This window comes from Sulfitobacter aquimarinus, from assembly GCF_040149565.1.
In the GTDB taxonomy this organism is placed as follows: domain Bacteria; phylum Pseudomonadota; class Alphaproteobacteria; order Rhodobacterales; family Rhodobacteraceae; genus Sulfitobacter; species Sulfitobacter aquimarinus.
In genome coordinates, this window is sequence record NZ_JBEFLO010000002.1 from 138,890 (window position 1) to 159,258 (window position 20,369).

Genomic DNA, 20,369 nt, shown 5'->3' on the forward strand with positions numbered 1-20,369 from the left:
CAGTTTTAATGGGGGGAATCTTACCTCATTTCACGATCCAAATATACTTTATTCAAATGGCTATTGGTTTACTCGGCTGCCACCGCAGCGGGATCAGCCAATGTTACGATGTCCGCCATAATGATGTTCAATTCAAAATCTTTTGGCGTATAGACCCGTGCCACACCCATTGCGCGAAGCCGTTCTGCATCATCGTCGGGAATAATCCCGCCGACAATTACGGGGATATGCCCCAGACCCGCATCGCGCATCTGGCCCATCAAATCCTCGACCAGCGGAATGTGCGACCCCGACAGGATCGACAGGCCGACAACATGCGCTTCGTCTTCAAGGGCCGCGGCGACGATCTCGGAGGGGGTCAGGCGGATGCCTTCATAAGCGATGTCCATCCCGCAGTCGCGGGCCCGCACGGCGATCTGTTCGGCCCCGTTTGAGTGACCATCGAGGCCGGGTTTGCCCACAAGGAACTTCAGGCGGCGGCCAAGGCGGTCGCTGACCGCGTCAACGGACATGCGCAAATCATCCAGACCCTCTGTCTTGTTCGAACGTCCCGATCCCACGCCCGTAGGCCCGCGGTATTCACCGTGTACGGCACGCATCTGCTCGGCCCATTCGCCCGTTGTCACACCCGCTTTGGCGGCCACGATTGAGGCGGGCATTATGTTGCGCCCTTCTGCTGCGGCGGCGCGCAGGTCTTTAAGGGCGGCTTGAACCTCGCCCTCGTTGCGCTGGGCCCGCCATTCATTCAGTCGGGCGACCTGCTGGGCCTCTACGGCGGGGTCCACGACCATGATGCCGCCATCGCCGGTCATCAGGGGCGAAGGCTCCCCCTTTTGCCATTTGTTTACGCCGACAACGACGGTTTCACCCGCCTCGATACGGCCCAGACGGTCGGCGTTGCTGTCCACAAGGCGCGACTTCATATACTCGATCCCGTCGATGGCGCCGCCCATGCTGTCGATATGCGCCAGCTCGGCACGTGCGCCTGCTTTCAGCTCTTCGACTTTGGCATCCACGGCGGGGTTCCCGTCGAACAGGTCGTCGAATTCCAACAGGTCGGTTTCATAAGCGAGGATTTGTTGCATCCGCATCGACCACTGCTGGTCCCACGGGCGCGGCAGGCCCAAGGCTTCGTTCCACGCGGGCAACTGCACGGCGCGGGCGCGGGCCTTTTTGCTCAGCGTCACGGCCAACATCTCGATCAGGATGCGGTAGACGTTGTTTTCGGGCTGTTGTTCGGTCAGGCCAAGGCTGTTCACCTGCACGCCATAGCGGAAGCGGCGGTATTTCGGGTCGGTCACGCCATAGCGTTCCTCGCAGATTTCATCCCACAGATCGACAAAGGCGCGCATTTTGCACATCTCGGTCACGAAGCGGATGCCCGCGTTCACAAAGAAGGAGATACGGCCCACAAGCGCGGGGAAGTCTTCCTCGGCAACACGCGGGCGCAGTTGGTCCAGCACGGCAGTGGCTGTGGCCAGCGCAAAGGACAGCTCCTGCTCGGGCGTGGCACCGGCTTCTTGCAGATGGTAGGAACAGACGTTCATCGGGTTCCATTTCGGCACGGATGTATAGCAATACTCGGCCACATCCGCGATCATCTTGAGCGACGGGGCAGGGGGGCAGATGTACGTCCCGCGTGACAGATATTCCTTTATCAGATCATTCTGCACCGTGCCTTGCAGCTTGGACACATCCGCGCCCTGCTCCTCGGCCACAGCAATATAGAGCGACAAGAGCCAAGGCGCAGTCGCGTTGATCGTCATCGAGGTGTTCATCTGTTCCAGCGGGATCTCGTCGAACAACGTTCGCATGTCACCAAGGTGCCCGACAGGAACGCCCACCTTGCCCACTTCGCCACGGCTAAGGATGTGGTCACTGTCATAGCCCGTTTGTGTCGGCAGATCGAAAGCCACGGACAGACCCGTCTGGCCCTTCGCCAGATTGCCCTTGTACAGCGCATTCGATGCCTCGGCGGTAGAGTGGCCCGCATAGGTGCGGATCAACCAAGGGCGGTCTTTTTTCGGGGCGTCTGTCATGGCGGACCTCTTTAAGCGGTTTGGCAATATTCTTGCGTCACTGGCTAGATATAAGAAACTTTCGGCAAGTGTCAATTCGCTGCGTTGCGGCGTGATGGATTAGATGCGCAAGCCGCGCAGATGCGCGTATTGCCTGTGCGATTCGCCAAAAGGTTAATTCAGTGTTGCGCAAGCAAGGGTGGCCCTGCAAGGGTGTCCGCGTATGAACCAGACCGTTACCCTTCCGCTGTGGCTGTTTGTGCTGATCTTGCTGTTTGCAGCTGTCACAGCGCTGAGCCACTTTTTGTTGCCCTCGGTGCGCTGGTTCTTCCGGCGGCGGTTCGAACGGGCGGTGGCGCGGCTGAACAAGCGGCTCAAACGCCCGATCCAGCCGTTCAAGCTGGCGCGGCGGTACGACATGATCCAGCGGCTGATTTATGACCCCGAGGTAAGCCGCGAAATCGCTCTCTATGCCGAAAAGAACAATGTGCCTGAAAACGTCGCCTTCCAGAAGGCACAGGAATACGCCCGCGAGATCGTGCCCAGCTTTTCCGCCTTTGCCTATTTCAGCTTCGCCATGCGGCTGGCCAAGATTTTGGCCGAGGCCGTCTACCGCATCCGCACAGCGCCCCAGAACGATGCCGTTCTTGCCAATATCCCCGAGAACGCCACGGCGGTCTTCGTAATGAACCACCGCAGCAACATGGATTACGTGTTGGTGACGTATCTGGCGTCCAAGACCTCAACGCTCAGCTATGCGGTGGGGGAGTGGGCGCGGGTTTGGCCGCTGTCGGCGCTGATCCGGCTTTGGGGCGCGTATTTTATACGCCGCCGCTCGCGTGGGTCGCTGTATCGCAAGGTGCTGTCGCGCTATGTGCAGATGGCGACCCATGGCGGCGACACGCAAGCGTTTTACCCCGAAGGGGGGCTCAGCCTTACGGGGCGGTTGCAGCCGCCAAAGGTCGGGTTGCTTAGCTATCTGGTTGACGGGTTCGACCCTGAAGGGGAGCGCGACATCGTCTTTGTCCCTGTGGCGATCAACTATGACCGTGTGTTGGAAGACCGCGTGCTGATGGCGGCCCATGCGCGGGGTGATCGGCGGTTCGGGGCGCGTGTCTCTGTTGTGGTGGCCTTTATTTTGCGTAAGTTCTGGCAACGCCTGCGCGGCAAGGACACACGCTTTGGCACGGCGGCGGTCGCCTTTGGCACCCCGCTGAGCCTGCGAGAGTTTGGCAAGGTCGAAAACGTCGATGGTTTGTCAGAGCAACTGATGCAGCGGATCGAGGCGGTGATGCCCGTGTTGGGCGTGCCGCTGGTTGCCGCCGCTTTGATTGGTGAGGGCGCGCAGACCGAAGAGCAGCTGATCGCCTCGGTCCGCGCCCTTATCGCACGGCTGCCTGCGGGCAGTATCGAGATCGAGGCGGAGGATCTGGCGACCGAAGTGCAATATGCCTGCGCCCAGATGGAGCAGCACGGGCTGGTAATGCACCATGACGGTGTCTGGCGGATCAGTGCCGACCAACACACGGCGGTGGTCTTTTATGCCAATTCGATCGCGCACTATCTGCCAAAGGATGGAAATTCTGTCGATGCTGCGAGTGCAAAGTATTTTTCTGCATCTGCTGGGTCATAAAATTACAAAATACGCCCGTCAGAGGTTGCAATGTTTCGCGGACAGCCTTAACCACTCCTCTGTACGCCGCTCTACTGCAGTGCGGCATCCTTATTTTTTGCCGGAGGCGACATGGCTCTAGATACACCAATTGCGCAATATGATGCACCAGAGAAAGACCTGTACGAGATGGGCGAAATGCCCCCGATGGGTCATGTGCCGAAACAGATGTACGCGTGGGCCATCCGCCGCGAACGCCACGGTGAGCCGAACACAGCCATGCTGGAAGAAGTCGTGGACGTGCCAGAGCTGGACAGCCAGGATGTGCTGGTCCTCGTGATGGCGGCTGGCGTGAACTATAACGGTGTTTGGGCCGCTCTTGGCACGCCGATCAGCCCGTTCGATGGCCACAAGATGCCCTACCACATCGCGGGTTCTGATGCCGCGGGTATCGTCTGGGCCGTGGGCGACCGTGTGACCCGTTGGAAAGTCGGCGACGAAGTCGTTGTGCATTGCAACCAGGACGATGGCGACGACGAGGAATGCAACGGCGGCGATCCCATGTTCTCGCCCACGCAGCGCATCTGGGGCTACGAGACGCCCGATGGCTCGTTCTCGCAGTTTACGCGGGTGCAAAGCCAGCAGTTGATGCCGCGCCCCAAGCACCTGACGTGGGAAGAGAGCGCGTGCTACACGCTGACCCTCGCCACAGCCTACCGCATGTTGTTCGGGCATGAGCCACACGACCTGAAGCCCGGCCAGAACGTATTGGTCTGGGGCGCGTCGGGGGGGCTTGGCTCTTACGCGATCCAGTTGATCAACACGGCAGGGGCCAACGCGATCGGCGTCATCTCGGACGAGAGCAAGCGTGACTTTGTAATGGGGCTGGGCGCCAAAGGCGTGCTGAACCGCAAAGACTTTGATTGCTGGGGCCAGCTGCCCACAGTGAACACGCCCGAGTATAACACTTGGCTGAAAGCCGCGCGTAAGTTCGGCAAGGCGATCTGGGATATCACAGGTAAAGGTGTCAGCGTCGACATGGTGTTCGAACACCCCGGCGAAAGCACGTTCCCTGTTTCCAGCCTTGTTGTGAAGAAGGGCGGTATGGTTGTGATCTGTGCGGGTACCTCCGGGTTCAACTGCACATTTGACGTCCGTTACATGTGGATGCACCAGAAGCGTTTGCAGGGCTCCCACTTTGCCCACCTCAAGCAGGCGTCGGCTGCAAACAAGCTGATGATCGAACGTCGTCTGGACCCGTGCATGTCCGAAGTCTTTGCGTGGAATGACCTGCCCGAAGCGCATATGAAAATGCTGCGGAACGAGCATAAGCCCGGCAATATGTCGGTATTGGTGCAGTCGCCCAAAACCGGTTTGCGGACATTGGAAGACGCGCTCGAAGCGGGTAAATAACGGCCCCTTAAAAGCGAATACAACTCTAGCGCCTCGCGAATCACCTGCTGATTCGCGGGGCGTTTACGCTATTGAAACCGGTTTAATGCGATCAATAGCTTGCAAATGCAGCCCTCCCTATTTCTGGGGAGGGGAAACTCGTGAATAGGAACAAGGGGGTAACAGATGTTATGCTCGTGTTAAGACATTGTTAACTACTTAGGAGAGAATATCGGGATGCGAAATGATTGGGTATTAGACGTGCTCGCCGATTTGCGTAGTTTTGCCCAGGCTAATGACCTGCCGCTTTTGGCAGAGCATCTGGATGATGCTGCCCATGTTGCCACGGCAGAGTTCGCTGCAAGGGTTGAGAGGTCTGCAAAAGGCGGACATGTTGGGGATGCAGAACGAACTGGAACAGATTCTGTCTTCGCTGGAGGAAGCAGACACCTTTGAACGCATGCAAGGCGTCTCTGAGGCGTTGCGGGACTATTACGCCGTCGACCATCTGGTTTACCATTGGGTCGACTCGCGGGGGGACCAATATGGATGCGGGACCTATTCAGTTGAATGGCAAGAAAAGTATCTAGAAGAGAAATATCTGCGCATTGACCCTGTTGTTCTGGGGTGTTTTCAACGCTTTCACCCCGTTGACTGGAAGCGCCTGGACTGGTCTTCCAAAGCGGCCCGCGAATTTTTGCAGGTCGCAAGCGGATATGGCGTCGGCAATCAGGGGTTCTCTATTCCGATCCGCGGCCCGAACGGGCAGTTTGCGCTGTTTACCGTGAATCACAGCTGTGACGACGACACTTGGTCCGTTTTTACGCAAAAGCACCGCCGTGAGCTGATCTTGATTGCGCATTACTTTAACGAAAAAGCGCTGGAGTTCGAGCCGGACCGCAAGCCCGAGCAACCGCAGGCGCTTTCCCCGCGGGAGGTGGACGCGATGACGTTGCTGGCCATCGGGTACAGCCGCGCACAGGTCGCCAACTCGCTTTCGATCTCGGAGCACACCCTGCGCGTTTATATTGAGAGCGCGCGTTTCAAGCTGGGCGCGCTGAATACCACCCACGCAGTCGCCCGCGCCATGAGCCGTGGGTTGATCGTGGTTTGATGCCATTTCTTTAAAAATTAAGAGAAACGCGGATCAAACTGAAACTAAACGCGCGTTGCGTTGAGACGTGGTTAATCGCAGCATCGGTAAGCATGGAAGCATTATGAAAATGCCCATGGGAGACGCCAAATGCTACGATACCTTTACGCCGACCAGCTTGCCCAATATCCCCGCCTCGCGGATGAGATGTTTACCCACCGCGCAGAGCAGTTTCACACCCGTCTGGGGTGGGATGTTTCTGTAGATGCCCGTGGTCACGAGCGGGATGAATACGATGATCTCAACCCGCTCTACGTCATTTGGGAAACGCCCGAGGGCGGGCATGGCGGCTCTACCCGCTTTTTGCCGACAACAGGTCCGGTGATGGTGAATGATCACTTCGGCAATCTGATCGACGCCCCCGTTCGCAGCCCGTTGATTTGGGAATGTACGCGGTTCTGCATGGCCCCGGGCCAAGGCCCGCATGTGGCCGCGGCCCTGATGTTGGGCGGTGGCGAATTGATGAACGGCTTCGGCGTGAAGCATTTTGTGGGCGTTTTTGATGCGCGGATGGTGCGGATCTACACGCGTGTTGGCTCCTCTCCCGAGGTGTTGGGCACCACCGGCACAGGCCGCGATGCGATCAGTGTCGGCTTGTGGGAGTTTGACGAGACCGCGCAGGCGCGTGTGGCGGCGCGTGCGGGCATTGCCCCGAACCTGAGCCGTGCGTGGTTTCAACGCGCATTTGGCACCGATGGAGTGCTGGAATTCGCCGCAACAGGCTGAACGGCTCTGGCACCTGTGCGCCTGTGGGCATAGTGTCGGCGCATGAACACAGCCGTTACCTATTCCGACGATCAGGCCAGCGCATTTGACGCCGTCTCGACCATGCTGAAATCCGCAGGCATCAGTCTGGAGGATGACCTGCTGATGCCGCCGAAAGGCAGCACAGCGCAGGTGATGGCCGTTACGGGAAAGGCGGGGTCGGGCAAAACGCTGTTGCTGGCCGAGCTGTATAAGGCGCTGGAAAAAGCGGGCGTCGACATCGTCTCGGGCGATTACGAGAGCAAGAAGCGCAAGGATAAACGCACCCTCGCCATTCTTGCACCGACGAACAAGGCGGCAAGCGTGCTGCGCCTGCGCGGCGTGCCTGCCACCACGATTCACCGCATCCTTTATACGCCCGTCTACGACCCCGAATACGAACGCATCGCGGAATGGTTGACGGGAACGGGCGAACGCCCAGAGGTCGAGGGGCTGACCGACATAGCGCTCGACCGCGCTGCCGCTTTTTATGAGGGCAACAAATCCATTCCTGGCGCGCTTGCTGCGGCGGGGCTGCGGGGAAGTGATTTCATTACGGGCTGGAAGCGGCGCGAAGACCCGTTGGACGTGGGCTTTGTTGACGAATCCTCAATGCTGGATGACAAACAATTCGCTGATCTAAAAGAGATTTTCCCAACGCTTCTTCTATTCGGCGATCCGGCGCAGCTGGCCCCCGTGGGCCAGTCCGGCACGATGGTGTTTGAAAAACTGCCTGAGAAACGTGTCATGAACCTCAACCGGATTTTCCGGCAAGAGGCCGATAACCCGATCCTTGATCTGGCCCATGCGCTGGCTGATCCTGACATCGGGTTCGAGCAGTTCGAGCGGATGGTCGAAGACGCAAGCAAGCGCGATGAACGTGTCGTCTGGGGCCAGCGGGTCGAGGTGGATTTGATGGCGCGCAGCCCCGTGTTGGTCTGGCGCAACGCCACGCGCATCCGCCTGATCAATGCCTTCCGCCGCGTGCATGGCGCACCCGAAGACGCGCTAGTCGAGGGGGAGCCGCTGATTTGTGACGGAATCGAACTGCCGCTCAAACACCGCAAAAAGCGGCTTGACCTAGAGGCGCGTGGCCTGATCAAAGGCGCGCAAGTCGTCTATCTTGGGGCAGGGCGCAAGCCGGGGTTTTCGCGCTTGCACGTCATGGGCGCCGAGGACCCTCAAGTGAGTGCGGCGAGCATCGTCAAAATCGAGAAACCAGACGAGGAAGAACCCTTCATCCCCTTCGCCGCCCGCATGGGGGCCACCTTCCTGCACGGGGCTGCCGTGACGATCCACAAGGCGCAGGGCAGCCAGTGGGACACGGTGCAGGTTTTTGCGCCCGACCTATATGCCGCCGCCCGTATGGGTCGGATGGAGGCGGGGCAGCCCTTGTGGAAGCGTCTGGCCTATGTGGCGATCACCCGCGCACAAGACCGCCTGATCTGGGTGGTGCGCAACCGTCTGGCGAAGCCTTCGCACGGGTTGATGGTGGATGATTTGCGTGCCGCCGCACCTGCACCGCTTACCCTTGATGCGCCCGAAGACGACGTCTGAGGATCAGCGGCGGAACATGCTGAACACAGCAGACGCGCCCCAGCCCGCAGCGATGGCAATGGCCAGCGACATCAGCCCATAAAGGAACGCCCGTTCGCGGCTGAGCGCGAACAACCAACGTTCAAGACCGACTTTGCGCACATAAATGCTCGTCTCGTATTTCGAGATTACCTCGCCCCCGCGCGTGAGGAAAATCCGCGTCTGGTAGTCGCCTTCGGTCAGGGCCGCGGGCAGGGCAATAGACGTACGGAACAGCGTTTGTTCATCCACGCTGACCGTGCCTTCGTTCAGCTGGTATTGGTCGTCGCGTGATTTGATCCGGATCAGCGCTTGGGTGAACGTCTCGCTGTTGGTGATCTCATGGGGGGCATCGACTGACCGGATCGCACGGGGGATAGATATGCCGTGGCGCACGTCTTCGGTCTCGCTCAGCGACAGGCCCAAAAGCGTGCTGGTCGAGACGGCATAAAAGCTGGGCGCGCTGTCGATCTCGACCGCGTCTGTGTTGACCCAAATGCCGAACCGCTTTTCCTTGCGCCGCACGGTCACAGGCTCGGACGGGCCAGCGACGGTGACAATGACCTGCAAGCGCGGGTCGGACGGGTAGGGGGCATCGCGTTTGACCGCCCCGAACACCAGAATTTCAGAGCCGTCGAAGTTGGTGTTGATCGAAACCGTATCGCTGCTGAGGCCCAGCACGATTTCCTCTCTGGCCTGCAGGGGCAAGGTACCAGTAACCAAGGCAAAGGCAAACAGCAAGGCCCGCATCAGTGACCGCCTGCCGCGCCGAGTGAGTAAAGCTCGGACGGTTGCAAGAGCAGCTCAAGCGCCAGTTTGCCGCAGACCGCCAGCACCATCATCGCCAGTAGAATGCGCAATTGCTCGGCCTTCATTTTGACGCCGATGCGGGTACCGATCTGGGCGCCGACAACACCGCCCACCAGCAGCAAAACCGCCAGCACAATATCAACCGTGTAGTTCGTGGTCGCGTGCAGCATGGTCGTAAATGCCGTCACAAAAATGATCTGGAACAGCGAGGTGCCCACAACCACTTTGGTCGGCATGCCCAGCAGATAGATCATCGCAGGCACCATGATAAAACCACCGCCAACGCCCATGATCGCCGCCAGAATACCCACAGCAACCCCAACCACCAGCGGCGGAATGACCGAGATATAAAGCCCCGAGACGCGGAACCGCATCTTGAACGGCAGCCCGTGGATCCAGTTGTGTTTCTTGCGCGCGGGCGCTTTGCCCCTCTTTACGTTGCGGATGGCGCGCAAACTCTCGAAAAACATCAGGCCGCCAATAACGCCGAGGAAAACAACATAGCACAGTTTGACCAGCAGATCGACCTGACCCTGCGCCTTGAGATAGTTGAAAACCATCACCCCAAGGCCCGCGCCAACAAGCCCGCCAATCAGAAGCACGGTCCCCATCCTGAGGTCCACCGTCTTTCGCTTAAAATGCGCAAGCACGCCCGAGAAGGAAGAGGCAACAATCTGGTTCGCTTCGGTTGCAACCGCAACAGCGGGCGGGATGCCGATAAAAAACAACAGCGGCGTCATCAAAAAGCCGCCGCCGACCCCGAACATGCCCGACAAAATACCCACAATCCCACCGAGGCCCAGCAGGAGGAACGCGTTAACCGATACTTCGGCTATGGGTAGGTAGATTTGCATGTATCGTCCTTAGGCCCCGCTTGCATCAAAATCAATCGTCTATCCCAAAGGGCTTAAGCAAAGCCTGCATCTGGACTTATCTTTCCTTCACATACGGCTCACCACCTGCACGCGGCGGAATGGCTTTGCCGACAAACCCCGCAAGGATGATCACTGTCATGACGTAAGGCAGCGCGGCCAGCAATTGCCCCTGAACCTTCATCCCCGTGATCGAGGTAATCACATCGGGCCGCGTTTCTAACGCGCCGAAGAGGCCGAACAGCAGTGTCGCATACAACGCATGCCACGGGCGCCATTTGGCAAAGATCAGCGCCGCGAGCGCGATGAACCCGCGCCCCGCCGCCATGTCTTTGACAAATCCCGCCTGCAACGCCGTGCTTAGATACGCGCCCGCAATGCCGCACAAGATGCCGCAGATGCCAACGGCGGCAAAGCGCAGCCCCACAACCGAGACACCCGCCGTGTCCACCGCCGCAGGGTTTTCACCCACCGCCCGCAGCCGCAAACCGAACCGCGTGCGGAACAGCAGCCACCATGTAAACGGCACGGCGGCAAAGGCCACATAGACTAGGATCGAATGACCCGAAATCAGCTCGTGATAGAGCGGGCCGATGAACGGCACATCGCGCAGCGTCTCGGCAAAGGGCAGGGTGATCGGCTCAAACCGACCATTGCCGAACAGAGATGGCGTGCGCCCCCCCTGTTTGAACCACGCCTGCGCGACCAGTACGGTGAGGCCGGCCGCCAGAAAGTTGATCGCCACGCCCGAAATCAGCTGGTTTCCGCGAAAGGTGATTGACGCGATGCCGTGAATGGCGCTGAGCACCAAGGACGCGGCGATGCCCGCCAACAGCCCGACCCAAACGCTGCCCGTCATGGCAGCGATCGCGGCAGAGAAGAAGGCCGCGGCCAGCATCTTACCCTCTAGCCCGATGTCGAAAATACCCGCCCGTTCCGAGTACAGCCCCGCAAGGCACGCCAGAAGCAGCGGCGTAGCAAGGCGCACGGTGGAATCCAGCAGCTGGATCAGGGTGATATACATATCCATGGCTCAGGCTCCCTTTTTGCGCAGGGCAAGGAAGATCCGCTCAAGCGGCATCCGCACCATGTTATCAAGTGCGCCGGTGAACAGGATCACCAGTGCTTGAATTACGACGATGAGTTCGCGCGGGATCGACGTCCAAAGCGCCAGCTCGGCCCCCCCCTGATAGAGGAACCCGAACAGGATCGCGGCGATAAACACGCCCAAGGGATGCGACCGCCCCATCAAGGCGACGGCAATCCCGATGAACCCCGCTCCTTCAACCGAATTAAGGACCAGCCGCTCGGCCTCGCCCATGACGTTGTTGATCGCCATCATCCCCGCCAACGCGCCCGAGATCATCATCGTCACCATGATGATTTTCACAGGTGGCATGCCTGCATATTTCGCCGCCGATTCCGAATTCCCGAAAGAGCGGATTTCATAGCCCAGCCGCGTGCGCCAGATCAGCACCCAAAGGAGCACACAGGCCGCGACAGCCACCAAAAGAGAGACGTTTGCGGGCGAGGATTTGGAGAACGCGATGCCGAAAGGGGCCAGCATTTCGTGGAGGGTGGGCAGATGCACGGTCTCAACGAAACGGGCCGAGGCAGGGTCCATCGATCCCTTGGGGCGCAGCACATTGACCAGCACGTAGTTAAGCAAGGAGGCCGCGATAAAGTTGAACATGATCGTGGTGATGACGACGTGGCTGCCGCGCTTTGCTTGCAACCACGCAGGGATCGCGGCCCATGCCGCCCCAAACAATGCGGCCGCCACGGCCGCGCCAACCAGTGCCAGCGACCAATGCGGCCACGGGATATAAAGACAAGCAAGGGCGACGCCCAGACCGCCAAGGGCTGCTTGCCCCTCACCGCCGATGTTGAACAGACGCGCATGAAAGGCGATGGCAACGGCCAGCCCTGTGAACATGAAATTCGTGGCGTAATACAGCGTATAGCCCCAGCCATAGCTGGACCCCAACGCGCCCGTCACCATCAGCTTGGCCGCCGCAACGGGGTCTTCGCCAATCGCGAGGATGACCAGCGCGGACAGGATGCCTGCGAGCAATAGCGAGATGAGCGGCACAAGGGTGATCTCGGCCCATTTTGGCATCACATCCATATCGGGGCTCCTGTGTTTATTAGCGGGCAGTGGGGGCGCTGCCCCCGTCCCTGCGGGACTCCCCCTGAGGATTTACGGCCAGAAAAAATAGGCGGCAGGGTCATTCTGTGATCCCCGCCATAAGCAGGCCGAGTTCTTTTTCGTCTGTCTCGGAAGGGAGCCGTTCGCCCATAATGTGGCCGTCGAACATCACGGCGATGCGGTCGCTGAGGGCCATGATCTCGTCCAGCTCAACGCTGACCAGCAGTACGGCTTTGCCCTTGTCACGCAGGGCGATGATTTGTTCATGGATAAATTCAATCGCGCCGATGTCCACGCCGCGGGTGGGTTGGCCGATCAGCAGCAGGTCCGGGTTACGCTCGATCTCACGCGCGAGCACGATCTTTTGCTGGTTACCACCCGAGAAGTTCTTGGCGGCCAGTTTCGGGTCGGGCGGGCGCACGTCAAAGCGGGCCATCTTGCCTTCCGTATCGGCGCGAATGGCTGTGTTATCCATCAGCGCGCCCTTTTGGTAGTCGGGGTCGTGGTGGTAGCCGAAGGCCACGTTTTCCCATGCGGCGAACTCCATAATGAGCCCTTCGCGCTGGCGGTCCTCGGGGACGTGGGCGATGCCGCGTGCACGCCGCGTTTGCCCGTCAGAGAGCTTGCCCGTCAGATCAAGCGGTTCGCCGTTCACGGTGACCTGCCCCGTGCCGTCGGCATAGCCGCCCAAGACCTCCAGCAGTTCGGACTGGCCGTTGCCTGCGACACCCGCAATCCCCAAGACCTCGCCTGCGCGGACCTGAAGGTTGATGCCTTTGAGACGCTCGACGTTCTTGTCGTCGCGCACGCGCAGGTCCTGGATGTCAAGGATGACTTCCTTGGGTTGGGCGGGCATTTTATCGACGCGCAGCAAGACCTTGCGGCCCACCATCAGCTCGGCCAGTTCGGCGGGAGATGTCTCTGAGGTTTTCACGGTCGCTGTCATCTCGCCGCGCCGCATCACGCTGACGGTGTCGGTGGTGTCCATGATCTCGCGCAGTTTGTGAGTGATCAGGATGATCGTCTTGCCCTCGGCGCGCAGGCGGTCAAGGATGCGGAACAGCTGGTCTGCTTCGGCTGGGGTGAGCACGCCTGTAGGTTCGTCCAGAATAAGAATATCGGCCTGTCGGTAGAGCGCCTTGAGGATTTCCACCCGCTGCTGCATGCCGACGCCGATGTCCTGAATCAGCGCGTCTGGCTCTACGTTGAGGCCGTAATCCTCGGCCAGTTCCAGCAGGGTGCGCCGCGCCTTGGCGATGGAGGGTTTGAGCCAGCGGCCGTCTTCTGCGCCCAGAATGATATTTTCGAGGACGGTGAAATTCTCGACCAGTTTGAAGTGCTGGAACACCATGCCGATACCTGCCGCAATCGCGGCTTGGCTGTCGGGGATCTGTGTCTTTTTGCCTTTGATGAAAATCTCGCCCTTATCGGCTTTGTAAAAGCCGTAAAGGATGCTCATCAACGTGGATTTGCCCGCGCCGTTTTCGCCGATGATGCCGTGGATGGTTCCCGGCATCACGCGGATCGAGATGTCTTTGTTGGCCTGCACGGGGCCAAAGGCCTTTGAGATGCCTTTGAGTTCGATGGCGGGGGCGGTGGTCATGGGCTGGGTCCTGCCGTTGGCAAAAGCAATATCTTAATGAAACGGGGCCGCGCTGAGATGTCAACGCGGCCCCGAAGATGTTTAGCCGTCGTGCTTAGAAGTCCAGCGCGGGGCAGCTGTCGTTTGCGTAGTACGAGACGACCTCGATGTCACCTGCGATGATCTTTTCGCGGGCTTCATTTACGGATGCTTTCATCTCGTCGGTGATCAGCGCGCTGTTGTTGTCATCCAGCGCATAGCCAACGCCTTCTTCGGCCAGACCCAGCGTGAAGACGCCGGTCTCAACGGCTTCGCCTGCTTTGAGCGCGTCATAGACGGCTACGTCAACGCGTTTGAGCATGGATGTCAGGACTTTGCCCGGGTGCAGGTAGTTCTGGTTGCTGTCCACGCCGATCGACAGGATGTCGCTGTCGGCGGCAGTTTGCAGAACGCCGACGCCTGTGCCGCCAGCAGCAGCAAACACCACGTCAGAGCCTTGGCTGATCTGTGCGGTTGTCAGCTCGGAGCCCTTTACCGGGTCGTTCCATGCGGCAGGGGTGGTGCCTGTCATGTTGGCGATCACTTTTGCATCGGGGTTGGCGGCTGCCACGCCCTGCGCATAACCGCAGCCAAAGTGGCGGATCAGCGGAATATCCATGCCGCCGATAAAGCTGACGGTGTCGGATTTTGTGGCCAGACCGGCCAACATACCCACAAGATACGAGCCTTCATGCTCGGCAAAGCCGATCTGGCGGATGTTCGGCGCATCCAGCCACGTGACGTCGATGGCGACGAATTTTGTGTCTGGATAGTCAGGGGCAACAGTGGACAGCGGGTCGGCCATGGCGAAACCCATGGTGATGATCGGGTTGGCACCCGCATCGGCAAAGCGGCGCAGGGCCTGCTCGCGCTGGGCTTCGGATTGCAATTCGATCTCGCGGAATGTGCCGCCTGTTTCTTCCGTCCAGCGCTGCGCGCCGTTAAAGGCCGCTTCGTTGAAGGATTTATCGAACTTGCCGCCCAGATCGAAGATCAGCGCAGGTTCGGCCAATGCGGCGCCAGCACTCAATGCGGTCGCAGCGGCAGCGCCGAGGAATTTTGTCATGAGGGTCATAGGTCTCTCCCAGAGTTTGTTTTGGGGCGGGGTCGCAGCAGTTGCATGGTTGCAGCAGTTACGGTGCCCGTATCGCCCAGTATCGCGCGCTTGCGCGACGCTGGTGTAAATTGTCGGAGTCTACGCGGGCGGGGTCAACCCGATTCTGCAGGCCAAACGGCGATCAAACTGCGTTAACCCTGCGTCAGCGCCCGCGCCATGAGCAGCGCATCAACCGCAGGTGCCTCTGCGCGGGCGTAATATCCGCGCCGCAGGCCGCTGCGTTCAAATCCGAACTGGTCGTATAGGCCAAGGGCCGCATCGTTATCCGCCGCAACCTCCAAGAACGCGGTTTGCGACTCGGACGCGATATCTTCCAGCCAGTCGCGCATCAGCGCCCTTGCGGTGCCCCTGCGCTGGGCCGTCGGATCAACGGCAAGGGTCAGCAGCTCGGATTCGCCTGCCAGCGTGCGGGTCAGGGCAAAGCCTGTGTCATGGGTATAAACGCGGACAAAGCGGGTTTGGATCAGGTCCGCGAATTCGGCCTCGGTCCAGCCGCGTTCATGCACAAAAGCGGCGGCATGGATTTGTGCCATGCGGGCGGGTGTCATGGCACGATCAGCGGTGGCATGTCGCGTGCGGGGGCCGCGTCGGGCGGTTTGACGTAGTTGGGCGCGGGGGGCGGCGGGAACTGCGTGGCCGCTAGATACTTCGCCACTGCAATATCAGCCATGCGGGCGGGATCGGGTGTGTAGTTCGACGGGTGGGCCGAGGCCTCAGAATGCGTGGCAATTTCCGCTGCGCGGTGGCCATGAACGGACATGCCGAAGGACAATTGCAACGCCTTGGGCGGATGAGCGGGGTCAATGATTTGCGGTTGGCCGGCGCACCCGTTGGTTCCGAAGCCTTCGATATATGCAAGGTCGCGGGGCGCTGGTACGCTTACCAATGTGCCCGCAGGGACGGGCGTTTGGCCGTACGCCAGCTCGAACTGGGTGATCCCGAAGACAGGCACACCCAAAGCAAGGCCCAGCCCCCGCGCCGCCGAGACAGAAATACGGATGCCGGTGAAATTCCCCGGACCCGTGGCAACGCCGACCGCGTCGATCTCCGCGAGGGTCCAATTGCGTGCCTCCAGCACCTGCTCGATTATCGGAAACAGGTTTTCGGCTTGCCCCTTTGGCATGTCGCGCACTGACCCGCCAGAATAGCCATCAAACGCGCTGCCCGCACAGACAAAAGGCCCTGATGTGTCAAACACCAGGACCTTTGGGTTTTGTGTGCGATCCTTCCAGTCGGCCATATCAGGCGACGGGGCGGACTTCGGTCACTTCGGGAATGTAGTGGCGCAACAGGTTTTCGATGCCCATCTTCAGCGTCAACGTAGACGAAGGGCAGCCCGCACAAGCGCCTTGCATGTGCAGATAGACAACGCCGCGGTCAAAGCCGTGGAAGGTGATGTCGCCGCCATCCTGGGCCACAGCAGGGCGCACGCGGCTGTCGAGCAGCTCTTTGATCTGGCCCACAACAGCGCCGTCTTCGCCGTCATGCTCGGCATGGCCCGAAGAGGCGGTGTGGTCGTCGCCCATGACGGGTTGGCCGGATTGGAAATGTTCCATAATCGCGCCCAGAAGGCCGGGTTTGAGGTGATCCCACTCGACCGCGTCGGCTTTGGTAACGGTCACGAAATCGGTGCCAAAGAATACGCCAGTCACGCCATCAATGCCAAACAGGCGGGTCGCCAGCGGCGATGTCGAGGCGGTGTCGGCGCTTGGGAAATCGGCTGTCCCCATTTCCAGCACGGTTTGACCGGGCAGGAATTTCAGCGTTGCAGGGTTCGGGGTAGATTCGGTTTGGATAAACATCGCACAGCAGCCTTTGTGATCGGGGTTGTTCTAGATATGCGGACGAGGGGGCCGCATGTCAAGGTACTTGGAATCATTCTAATCTAAACTCAGCGCGTCAGGTAATCGCTTCGAGCCGCTCTTTTGTCATATCGCCGGGCACGATGGTGATGGGCACAGGCAAGTTACCCGAATTCCGGCTCAGCTGCGTCACCAAGGGGCCGGGCCCTTTGCCGTCGGTCCCCGCACCCAGCACCAGAACGCCGATTTCGCCGTCTTCCTTGATGTGGGACATGATTTCGTCCACGGGTTGGCCTTCGCGAATAATCAGCTCAGGCTCGACATTCTGGCGGTCGCGCATCCATTTGGCGAACACCTCATAGTGGACCTCGATCCGCTCGCGGGCTTCTTCGCGCATGATGTCACTGACGCCAATCCAGTGGTTGAATTCCTCGGGGGGGATGACGGCCAGAACGGCAACGCCGCCGCCCGTATTCGAGGCACGCATCGCGGCAAAGCGCATGGCGTTCAGGCACTCGCGGCTGTCATCGAGGATCACAAGAAACTTGCGCATGATTTTCTCCCTACATCGGGGGATCATGGCGATTGCGCGGGCTGCTTGCAATTGGCTTTTATGCAACGATACGCCCGATTTGGGCGGTGGGCAGAATTTCATGGAAATTCTGGGGCAAATTTTTACTTAAAAATTTGGCGCCTGCGGCTGGCGTCACGCTTTTTGTGAGGCGGCCCAGTCCCAATACATTTCGCGCACGCGCTGGGTGACGGGGTTGCCGTTTCCACCGACGCGGTAGGTTGTATCGTCAAAGGCGCTAATCGGCGTGACTTTCATCATATTGCCCGACAAGAACACCTCATCCGCGGCGTGAAAATCGTCAAAGCTCAGCACCGCTTCATTCACTTTCATGCCCTCATTGCGCATGTTGTCCATGTGCCGCGCCCGCGTGATCCCCGCAAGGAATGTGCCGTTTGGCACCGGTGTAAACACCTCGCCATCCTTCACCATAAACACATTGGCCGAGGCCGTCTCGGCCACGTTGCCGATCGCATCCGCCACCAGCGCGTTGCCAAAACCCTTGCTGCGGGCCTCGGCCATCATGCGGGCGTTGTTGGGGTACAGGCACCCCGCTTTGGCGTTCACCACGTTATCCTCCAAAACCGGGCGGCGGAACCGCGTGCGCGTCAGGGTCGAGGCAGCCTCGGGCGGGGCCATCGGGATTTCCTCCAGTGAAATCGCAAACCCTGTCGCGTCCTTCAGCGGAATAATGCCCAGATCGTCCCCGGCCAGTGCCCAATACATCGGACGAATGTAGACAGCGGCCCCCTTGGGATAAAACGCCAACCCCTCGCGCACGATCTCGACCATGCGATCGGCATCTACCGTGGGCGTAATCATCAGCGCCGCAGCCGAGCGGTTGATCCGTGCGCAATGCGCCTCCACATCGGGGGCAAGCCCGTCAAACAGGCGTGCGCCGTCGAACACCGTTGTGCCCAACCACGCCCCGTGATCGGCGGCTTTCATCACGCTCAGGTCACCCTTGTGCCAAGTGCCTTCGAAATAGGTATGGATATTGGTGCCGGTGGCCATAATGCTGTTGTCCTGTAGGTGGTTGCGCGGCGCTTAGGGCGCGCTGTGGTAGATGCCCTCGGGCAGGTTCAACGCGGCGGCAAGATCGCGCAGTTGGTTCGGAGAGAGCGTGATTTTACACACACGATCCGTGCGGGCATCCCACTGCTCCAGCGTGATCTCACTGGCAAAGGCTTGTAGGGTCACATCTTCGCGCAGGGGGCTCTCGCCCTCATCGACAAGGGTGATTACCGTGGCGTCAAATTCGTGCTCAATCGTAAACATACCCGCAGAGTACCCGAACATCCCCCGCACGCAAGCGCAGATAAAGCGCTTCTGCGCCCTTGGATGGCAAACGGACTGGCGCCGCCCGCAATGCGTGCTAAACTCTACCCGGTGACAAGGTGACTGGTTTAAGGAAAGCACCCCTATGATAATGCGTATTCTTGGTGTTTTGGGACTGGTCGCGGGGCTGAGCGCCTGCGAAGCCGTGCCGACAACGGCCACCGGCCCCGTAACACAGTCCAAGCCGCAGCAAACCTCGATCCCCTCTGCCCGCACCAACGCCCGCAACTTTGTGCGCGTGGTCGAAACGGTAGAGCCTGTGGCCGAGAGGGAATGCCGCGCACGCACGCAGAACATGAACTGTGATTTCAATATCGTCGTTGATGACCGGCCGGGCCAGCCTGCCAACGCCTACCAAACGGTTGACCGTCAGGGTCGGCCCATCATCGCCTTTACGCTGGCGCTGATTTCGGATGCCCGCAACATAGATGAGCTGGCCTTTGTCATGGGGCATGAAGCCGCCCACCACATCGAAGGCCATATCGCCCGCCAGCAGCAAAATGCCGTGGCGGGTGCAGTGATTTTTGCGGGGCTTGCCACGCTCAGCGGGGGGGACGCGACGGCGGTCCGCTCGGCGCAGCGGTTGGGCGCGCAGGTCGGGGCACGCACCTATTCCAAAGAATTCGAGCTTGAGGCAGATGCCCTTGGCACTGTTATCACCAAACGGGCGGGCTTTGATCCGCTGCGCGGGGCACAGTTCTTTGCCCGTATTCCCGATCCGGGTGATAAATTTTTGGGCACGCATCCCCCCAATGCGGCACGGCTCGAGATTGTGCGGCGCACCGTGGCGGGCCTGTGACGAACTAGTCGCTGCCGCGCTTTGAATGCAGCGCCAGCCCGATCAGCGACATGGTGATCCAGAAAATCTGGATCATCGCAGACGCCAGATTGAAGCTGGCGGTGAGGCCAATCAAGACGCAACTGGCCGCCACAAGGTTTAGCGCAAGATAGGCGAAGGAATGGCCCGATATGGCGCGTAGCGTCAGCATCGCGTAGTTGCAGACATAAAGGCAAAATCCGACAATACCGATCATTTCGGCCAAGGCCGTTGGGTCCGTGTAAAAGCTCATTGTGTCGTCTCCGGCGTGAAATAGGGTCGTTCGTGAATAGGGTCTTTGTTAATTGCGGGTCGTGGGCAGGCTGAAATTGCCTGCATGGCCGTGAATCTATACCGCTGTTGGCGTGGCGCAAAGTAAGGGTATCCTGACCATGCAAAAACTCGGACAGATCCTGAACGATCGCGGCAGCAAATATGCGGTGTCGGGATGTGCGGTGCGCAGCCGCGCCGAGGTGGACGCAGCCGTCAAACAGCTCAAGCGCGATAAATCATACGCCAAGGCCACCCATAATACGTGGGCCGTCATCCTGTCAGAGGGCGGCGCGATCAAAGCCGACGATGGAGAAAGCGGGGCGGGCATGGTGATCATCCGTATGCTTGAGCGTGAGGACCTGCACGACCACCTGATCGTCGTCACCCGCTGGTACGGCGGCAAACATCTGGGCGGAGACCGCTTTCGCCATGTACAAACCTGCGTGCGCAGCTATCTGGAGTCTCTGTAGATCAAAGGCGCGGCTTTGCCGCTGCGCCAACCACG

General features: G+C 59.7%; 21 protein-coding genes. 7 read left to right on the forward strand and 14 right to left on the reverse strand.

Going from position 1 to position 20,369, the window contains the following annotated elements; all coding sequences use genetic code 11:
• Positions 1-68: 68 nt before the first annotated feature.
• The gene (locus ABMC88_RS04775) at positions 69-2,039 is read right to left on the reverse strand and encodes a methylmalonyl-CoA mutase family protein (RefSeq protein WP_349575703.1); all 1,971 of its coding nucleotides are present in this window, start codon (positions 2,037-2,039) and stop codon (positions 69-71) included.
• A 202-nt stretch (positions 2,040-2,241) separates the two neighbouring features.
• Between ABMC88_RS04775 and ABMC88_RS04780 the strand changes: the two genes are divergently transcribed.
• The 5 genes from ABMC88_RS04780 to ABMC88_RS04800 all read left to right on the forward strand — a co-directional run bounded on the left by ABMC88_RS04780 (position 2,242) and on the right by ABMC88_RS04800 (position 8,476).
• Positions 2,242-3,651, forward strand: coding sequence for a 1-acyl-sn-glycerol-3-phosphate acyltransferase (locus ABMC88_RS04780; protein WP_349575704.1), 1,410 nt, complete (start codon positions 2,242-2,244; stop codon positions 3,649-3,651).
• 111 nt (positions 3,652-3,762) lie between these two features.
• A complete protein-coding gene (ccrA, locus tag ABMC88_RS04785) occupies positions 3,763-5,043 on the forward strand; it encodes a crotonyl-CoA carboxylase/reductase (RefSeq protein ID WP_349575705.1) in 1,281 nt (426 codons plus the stop codon).
• Positions 5,044-5,422: 379 nt separating this feature from the next.
• A complete protein-coding gene (locus ABMC88_RS04790) occupies positions 5,423-6,136 on the forward strand; it encodes a helix-turn-helix transcriptional regulator (protein WP_349575706.1) in 714 nt (237 codons plus the stop codon).
• 129 nt (positions 6,137-6,265) lie between these two features.
• On the forward strand, positions 6,266-6,901 hold the full coding sequence (locus ABMC88_RS04795) for an acyl-homoserine-lactone synthase (protein ID WP_349575707.1): 636 nt from the start codon (positions 6,266-6,268) through the stop codon (positions 6,899-6,901).
• 42 nt (positions 6,902-6,943) lie between these two features.
• On the forward strand, positions 6,944-8,476 hold the full coding sequence (locus tag ABMC88_RS04800; protein ID WP_349575708.1) for an ATP-dependent DNA helicase: 1,533 nt from the start codon (positions 6,944-6,946) through the stop codon (positions 8,474-8,476).
• Between the two features lie 3 nt (positions 8,477-8,479).
• Here the strand turns inward: ABMC88_RS04800 and ABMC88_RS04805 are convergent, their stop codons facing one another.
• The 12 genes from ABMC88_RS04805 to ABMC88_RS04860 all read right to left on the reverse strand — a co-directional run bounded on the left by ABMC88_RS04805 (position 8,480) and on the right by ABMC88_RS04860 (position 18,714).
• Entirely contained in the window at positions 8,480-9,244 is a 765-nt protein-coding gene (locus ABMC88_RS04805) for a TIGR02186 family protein (RefSeq protein ID WP_349575709.1), read from the reverse strand.
• A complete protein-coding gene (locus ABMC88_RS04810; protein WP_349575710.1) occupies positions 9,244-10,158 on the reverse strand; it encodes a sulfite exporter TauE/SafE family protein in 915 nt (304 codons plus the stop codon). Before ABMC88_RS04810 ends, ABMC88_RS04805 begins: the two co-directional genes overlap by 1 nt.
• A gap of 76 nt (positions 10,159-10,234) precedes the next feature.
• Complete coding sequence (locus ABMC88_RS04815) at positions 10,235-11,206, reverse strand: ABC transporter permease (protein WP_349575711.1); 972 nt, start codon at positions 11,204-11,206, stop codon at positions 10,235-10,237.
• 3 nt (positions 11,207-11,209) lie between these two features.
• A complete protein-coding gene (locus ABMC88_RS04820) occupies positions 11,210-12,304 on the reverse strand; it encodes an ABC transporter permease (RefSeq protein ID WP_349575712.1) in 1,095 nt (364 codons plus the stop codon).
• Between the two features lie 100 nt (positions 12,305-12,404).
• Positions 12,405-13,928 (reverse strand): ABC transporter ATP-binding protein, encoded by a 1,524-nt coding sequence (locus ABMC88_RS04825; protein ID WP_349575713.1) that lies wholly within the window; start codon positions 13,926-13,928, stop codon positions 12,405-12,407.
• A 94-nt stretch (positions 13,929-14,022) separates the two neighbouring features.
• Positions 14,023-15,021 carry a BMP family lipoprotein gene (locus ABMC88_RS04830; protein ID WP_349575714.1) on the reverse strand — a complete coding sequence of 333 codons (999 nt, stop codon included), beginning with the start codon at positions 15,019-15,021 and terminating at the stop codon, positions 14,023-14,025.
• A gap of 173 nt (positions 15,022-15,194) precedes the next feature.
• Complete coding sequence (locus ABMC88_RS04835) at positions 15,195-15,611, reverse strand: GNAT family N-acetyltransferase (RefSeq protein WP_349575715.1); 417 nt, start codon at positions 15,609-15,611, stop codon at positions 15,195-15,197.
• Positions 15,608-16,261, reverse strand: a complete 654-nt coding sequence (gene tsaB, locus ABMC88_RS04840) for a tRNA (adenosine(37)-N6)-threonylcarbamoyltransferase complex dimerization subunit type 1 TsaB (protein ID WP_349575716.1) — start codon at positions 16,259-16,261, stop codon at positions 15,608-15,610. The genes ABMC88_RS04835 and tsaB overlap by 4 nt, the downstream gene beginning before the upstream one ends.
• 43 nt (positions 16,262-16,304) lie before the next feature.
• A complete protein-coding gene (locus ABMC88_RS04845) occupies positions 16,305-16,865 on the reverse strand; it encodes a NifU family protein (RefSeq protein ID WP_349575717.1) in 561 nt (186 codons plus the stop codon).
• A gap of 97 nt (positions 16,866-16,962) precedes the next feature.
• Positions 16,963-17,418, reverse strand: a complete 456-nt coding sequence (locus ABMC88_RS04850) for a universal stress protein (protein WP_349575718.1) — start codon at positions 17,416-17,418, stop codon at positions 16,963-16,965.
• A 153-nt stretch (positions 17,419-17,571) separates the two neighbouring features.
• Positions 17,572-18,450 carry a branched-chain amino acid aminotransferase gene (locus ABMC88_RS04855; RefSeq protein ID WP_349575719.1) on the reverse strand — a complete coding sequence of 293 codons (879 nt, stop codon included), beginning with the start codon at positions 18,448-18,450 and terminating at the stop codon, positions 17,572-17,574.
• A gap of 33 nt (positions 18,451-18,483) precedes the next feature.
• Complete coding sequence (locus tag ABMC88_RS04860; protein ID WP_349575720.1) at positions 18,484-18,714, reverse strand: DUF8831 family protein; 231 nt, start codon at positions 18,712-18,714, stop codon at positions 18,484-18,486.
• Positions 18,715-18,865: 151 nt separating this feature from the next.
• On the opposite strand from ABMC88_RS04860, the gene ABMC88_RS04865 reads away from it, so the two are divergent.
• Positions 18,866-19,573, forward strand: a complete 708-nt coding sequence (locus ABMC88_RS04865; protein WP_349576130.1) for a M48 family metallopeptidase — start codon at positions 18,866-18,868, stop codon at positions 19,571-19,573.
• 4 nt (positions 19,574-19,577) lie between these two features.
• On the opposite strand, the gene ABMC88_RS04870 is transcribed toward ABMC88_RS04865, so the two are convergent.
• Positions 19,578-19,844, reverse strand: coding sequence for a CBU_0592 family membrane protein (locus tag ABMC88_RS04870; protein WP_349575721.1), 267 nt, complete (start codon positions 19,842-19,844; stop codon positions 19,578-19,580).
• Positions 19,845-19,983: 139 nt separating this feature from the next.
• On the opposite strand from ABMC88_RS04870, the gene ABMC88_RS04875 reads away from it, so the two are divergent.
• On the forward strand, positions 19,984-20,334 hold the full coding sequence (locus ABMC88_RS04875) for a YigZ family protein (protein ID WP_349575722.1): 351 nt from the start codon (positions 19,984-19,986) through the stop codon (positions 20,332-20,334).
• The last annotated feature ends 35 nt before the right edge of the window (positions 20,335-20,369 follow it).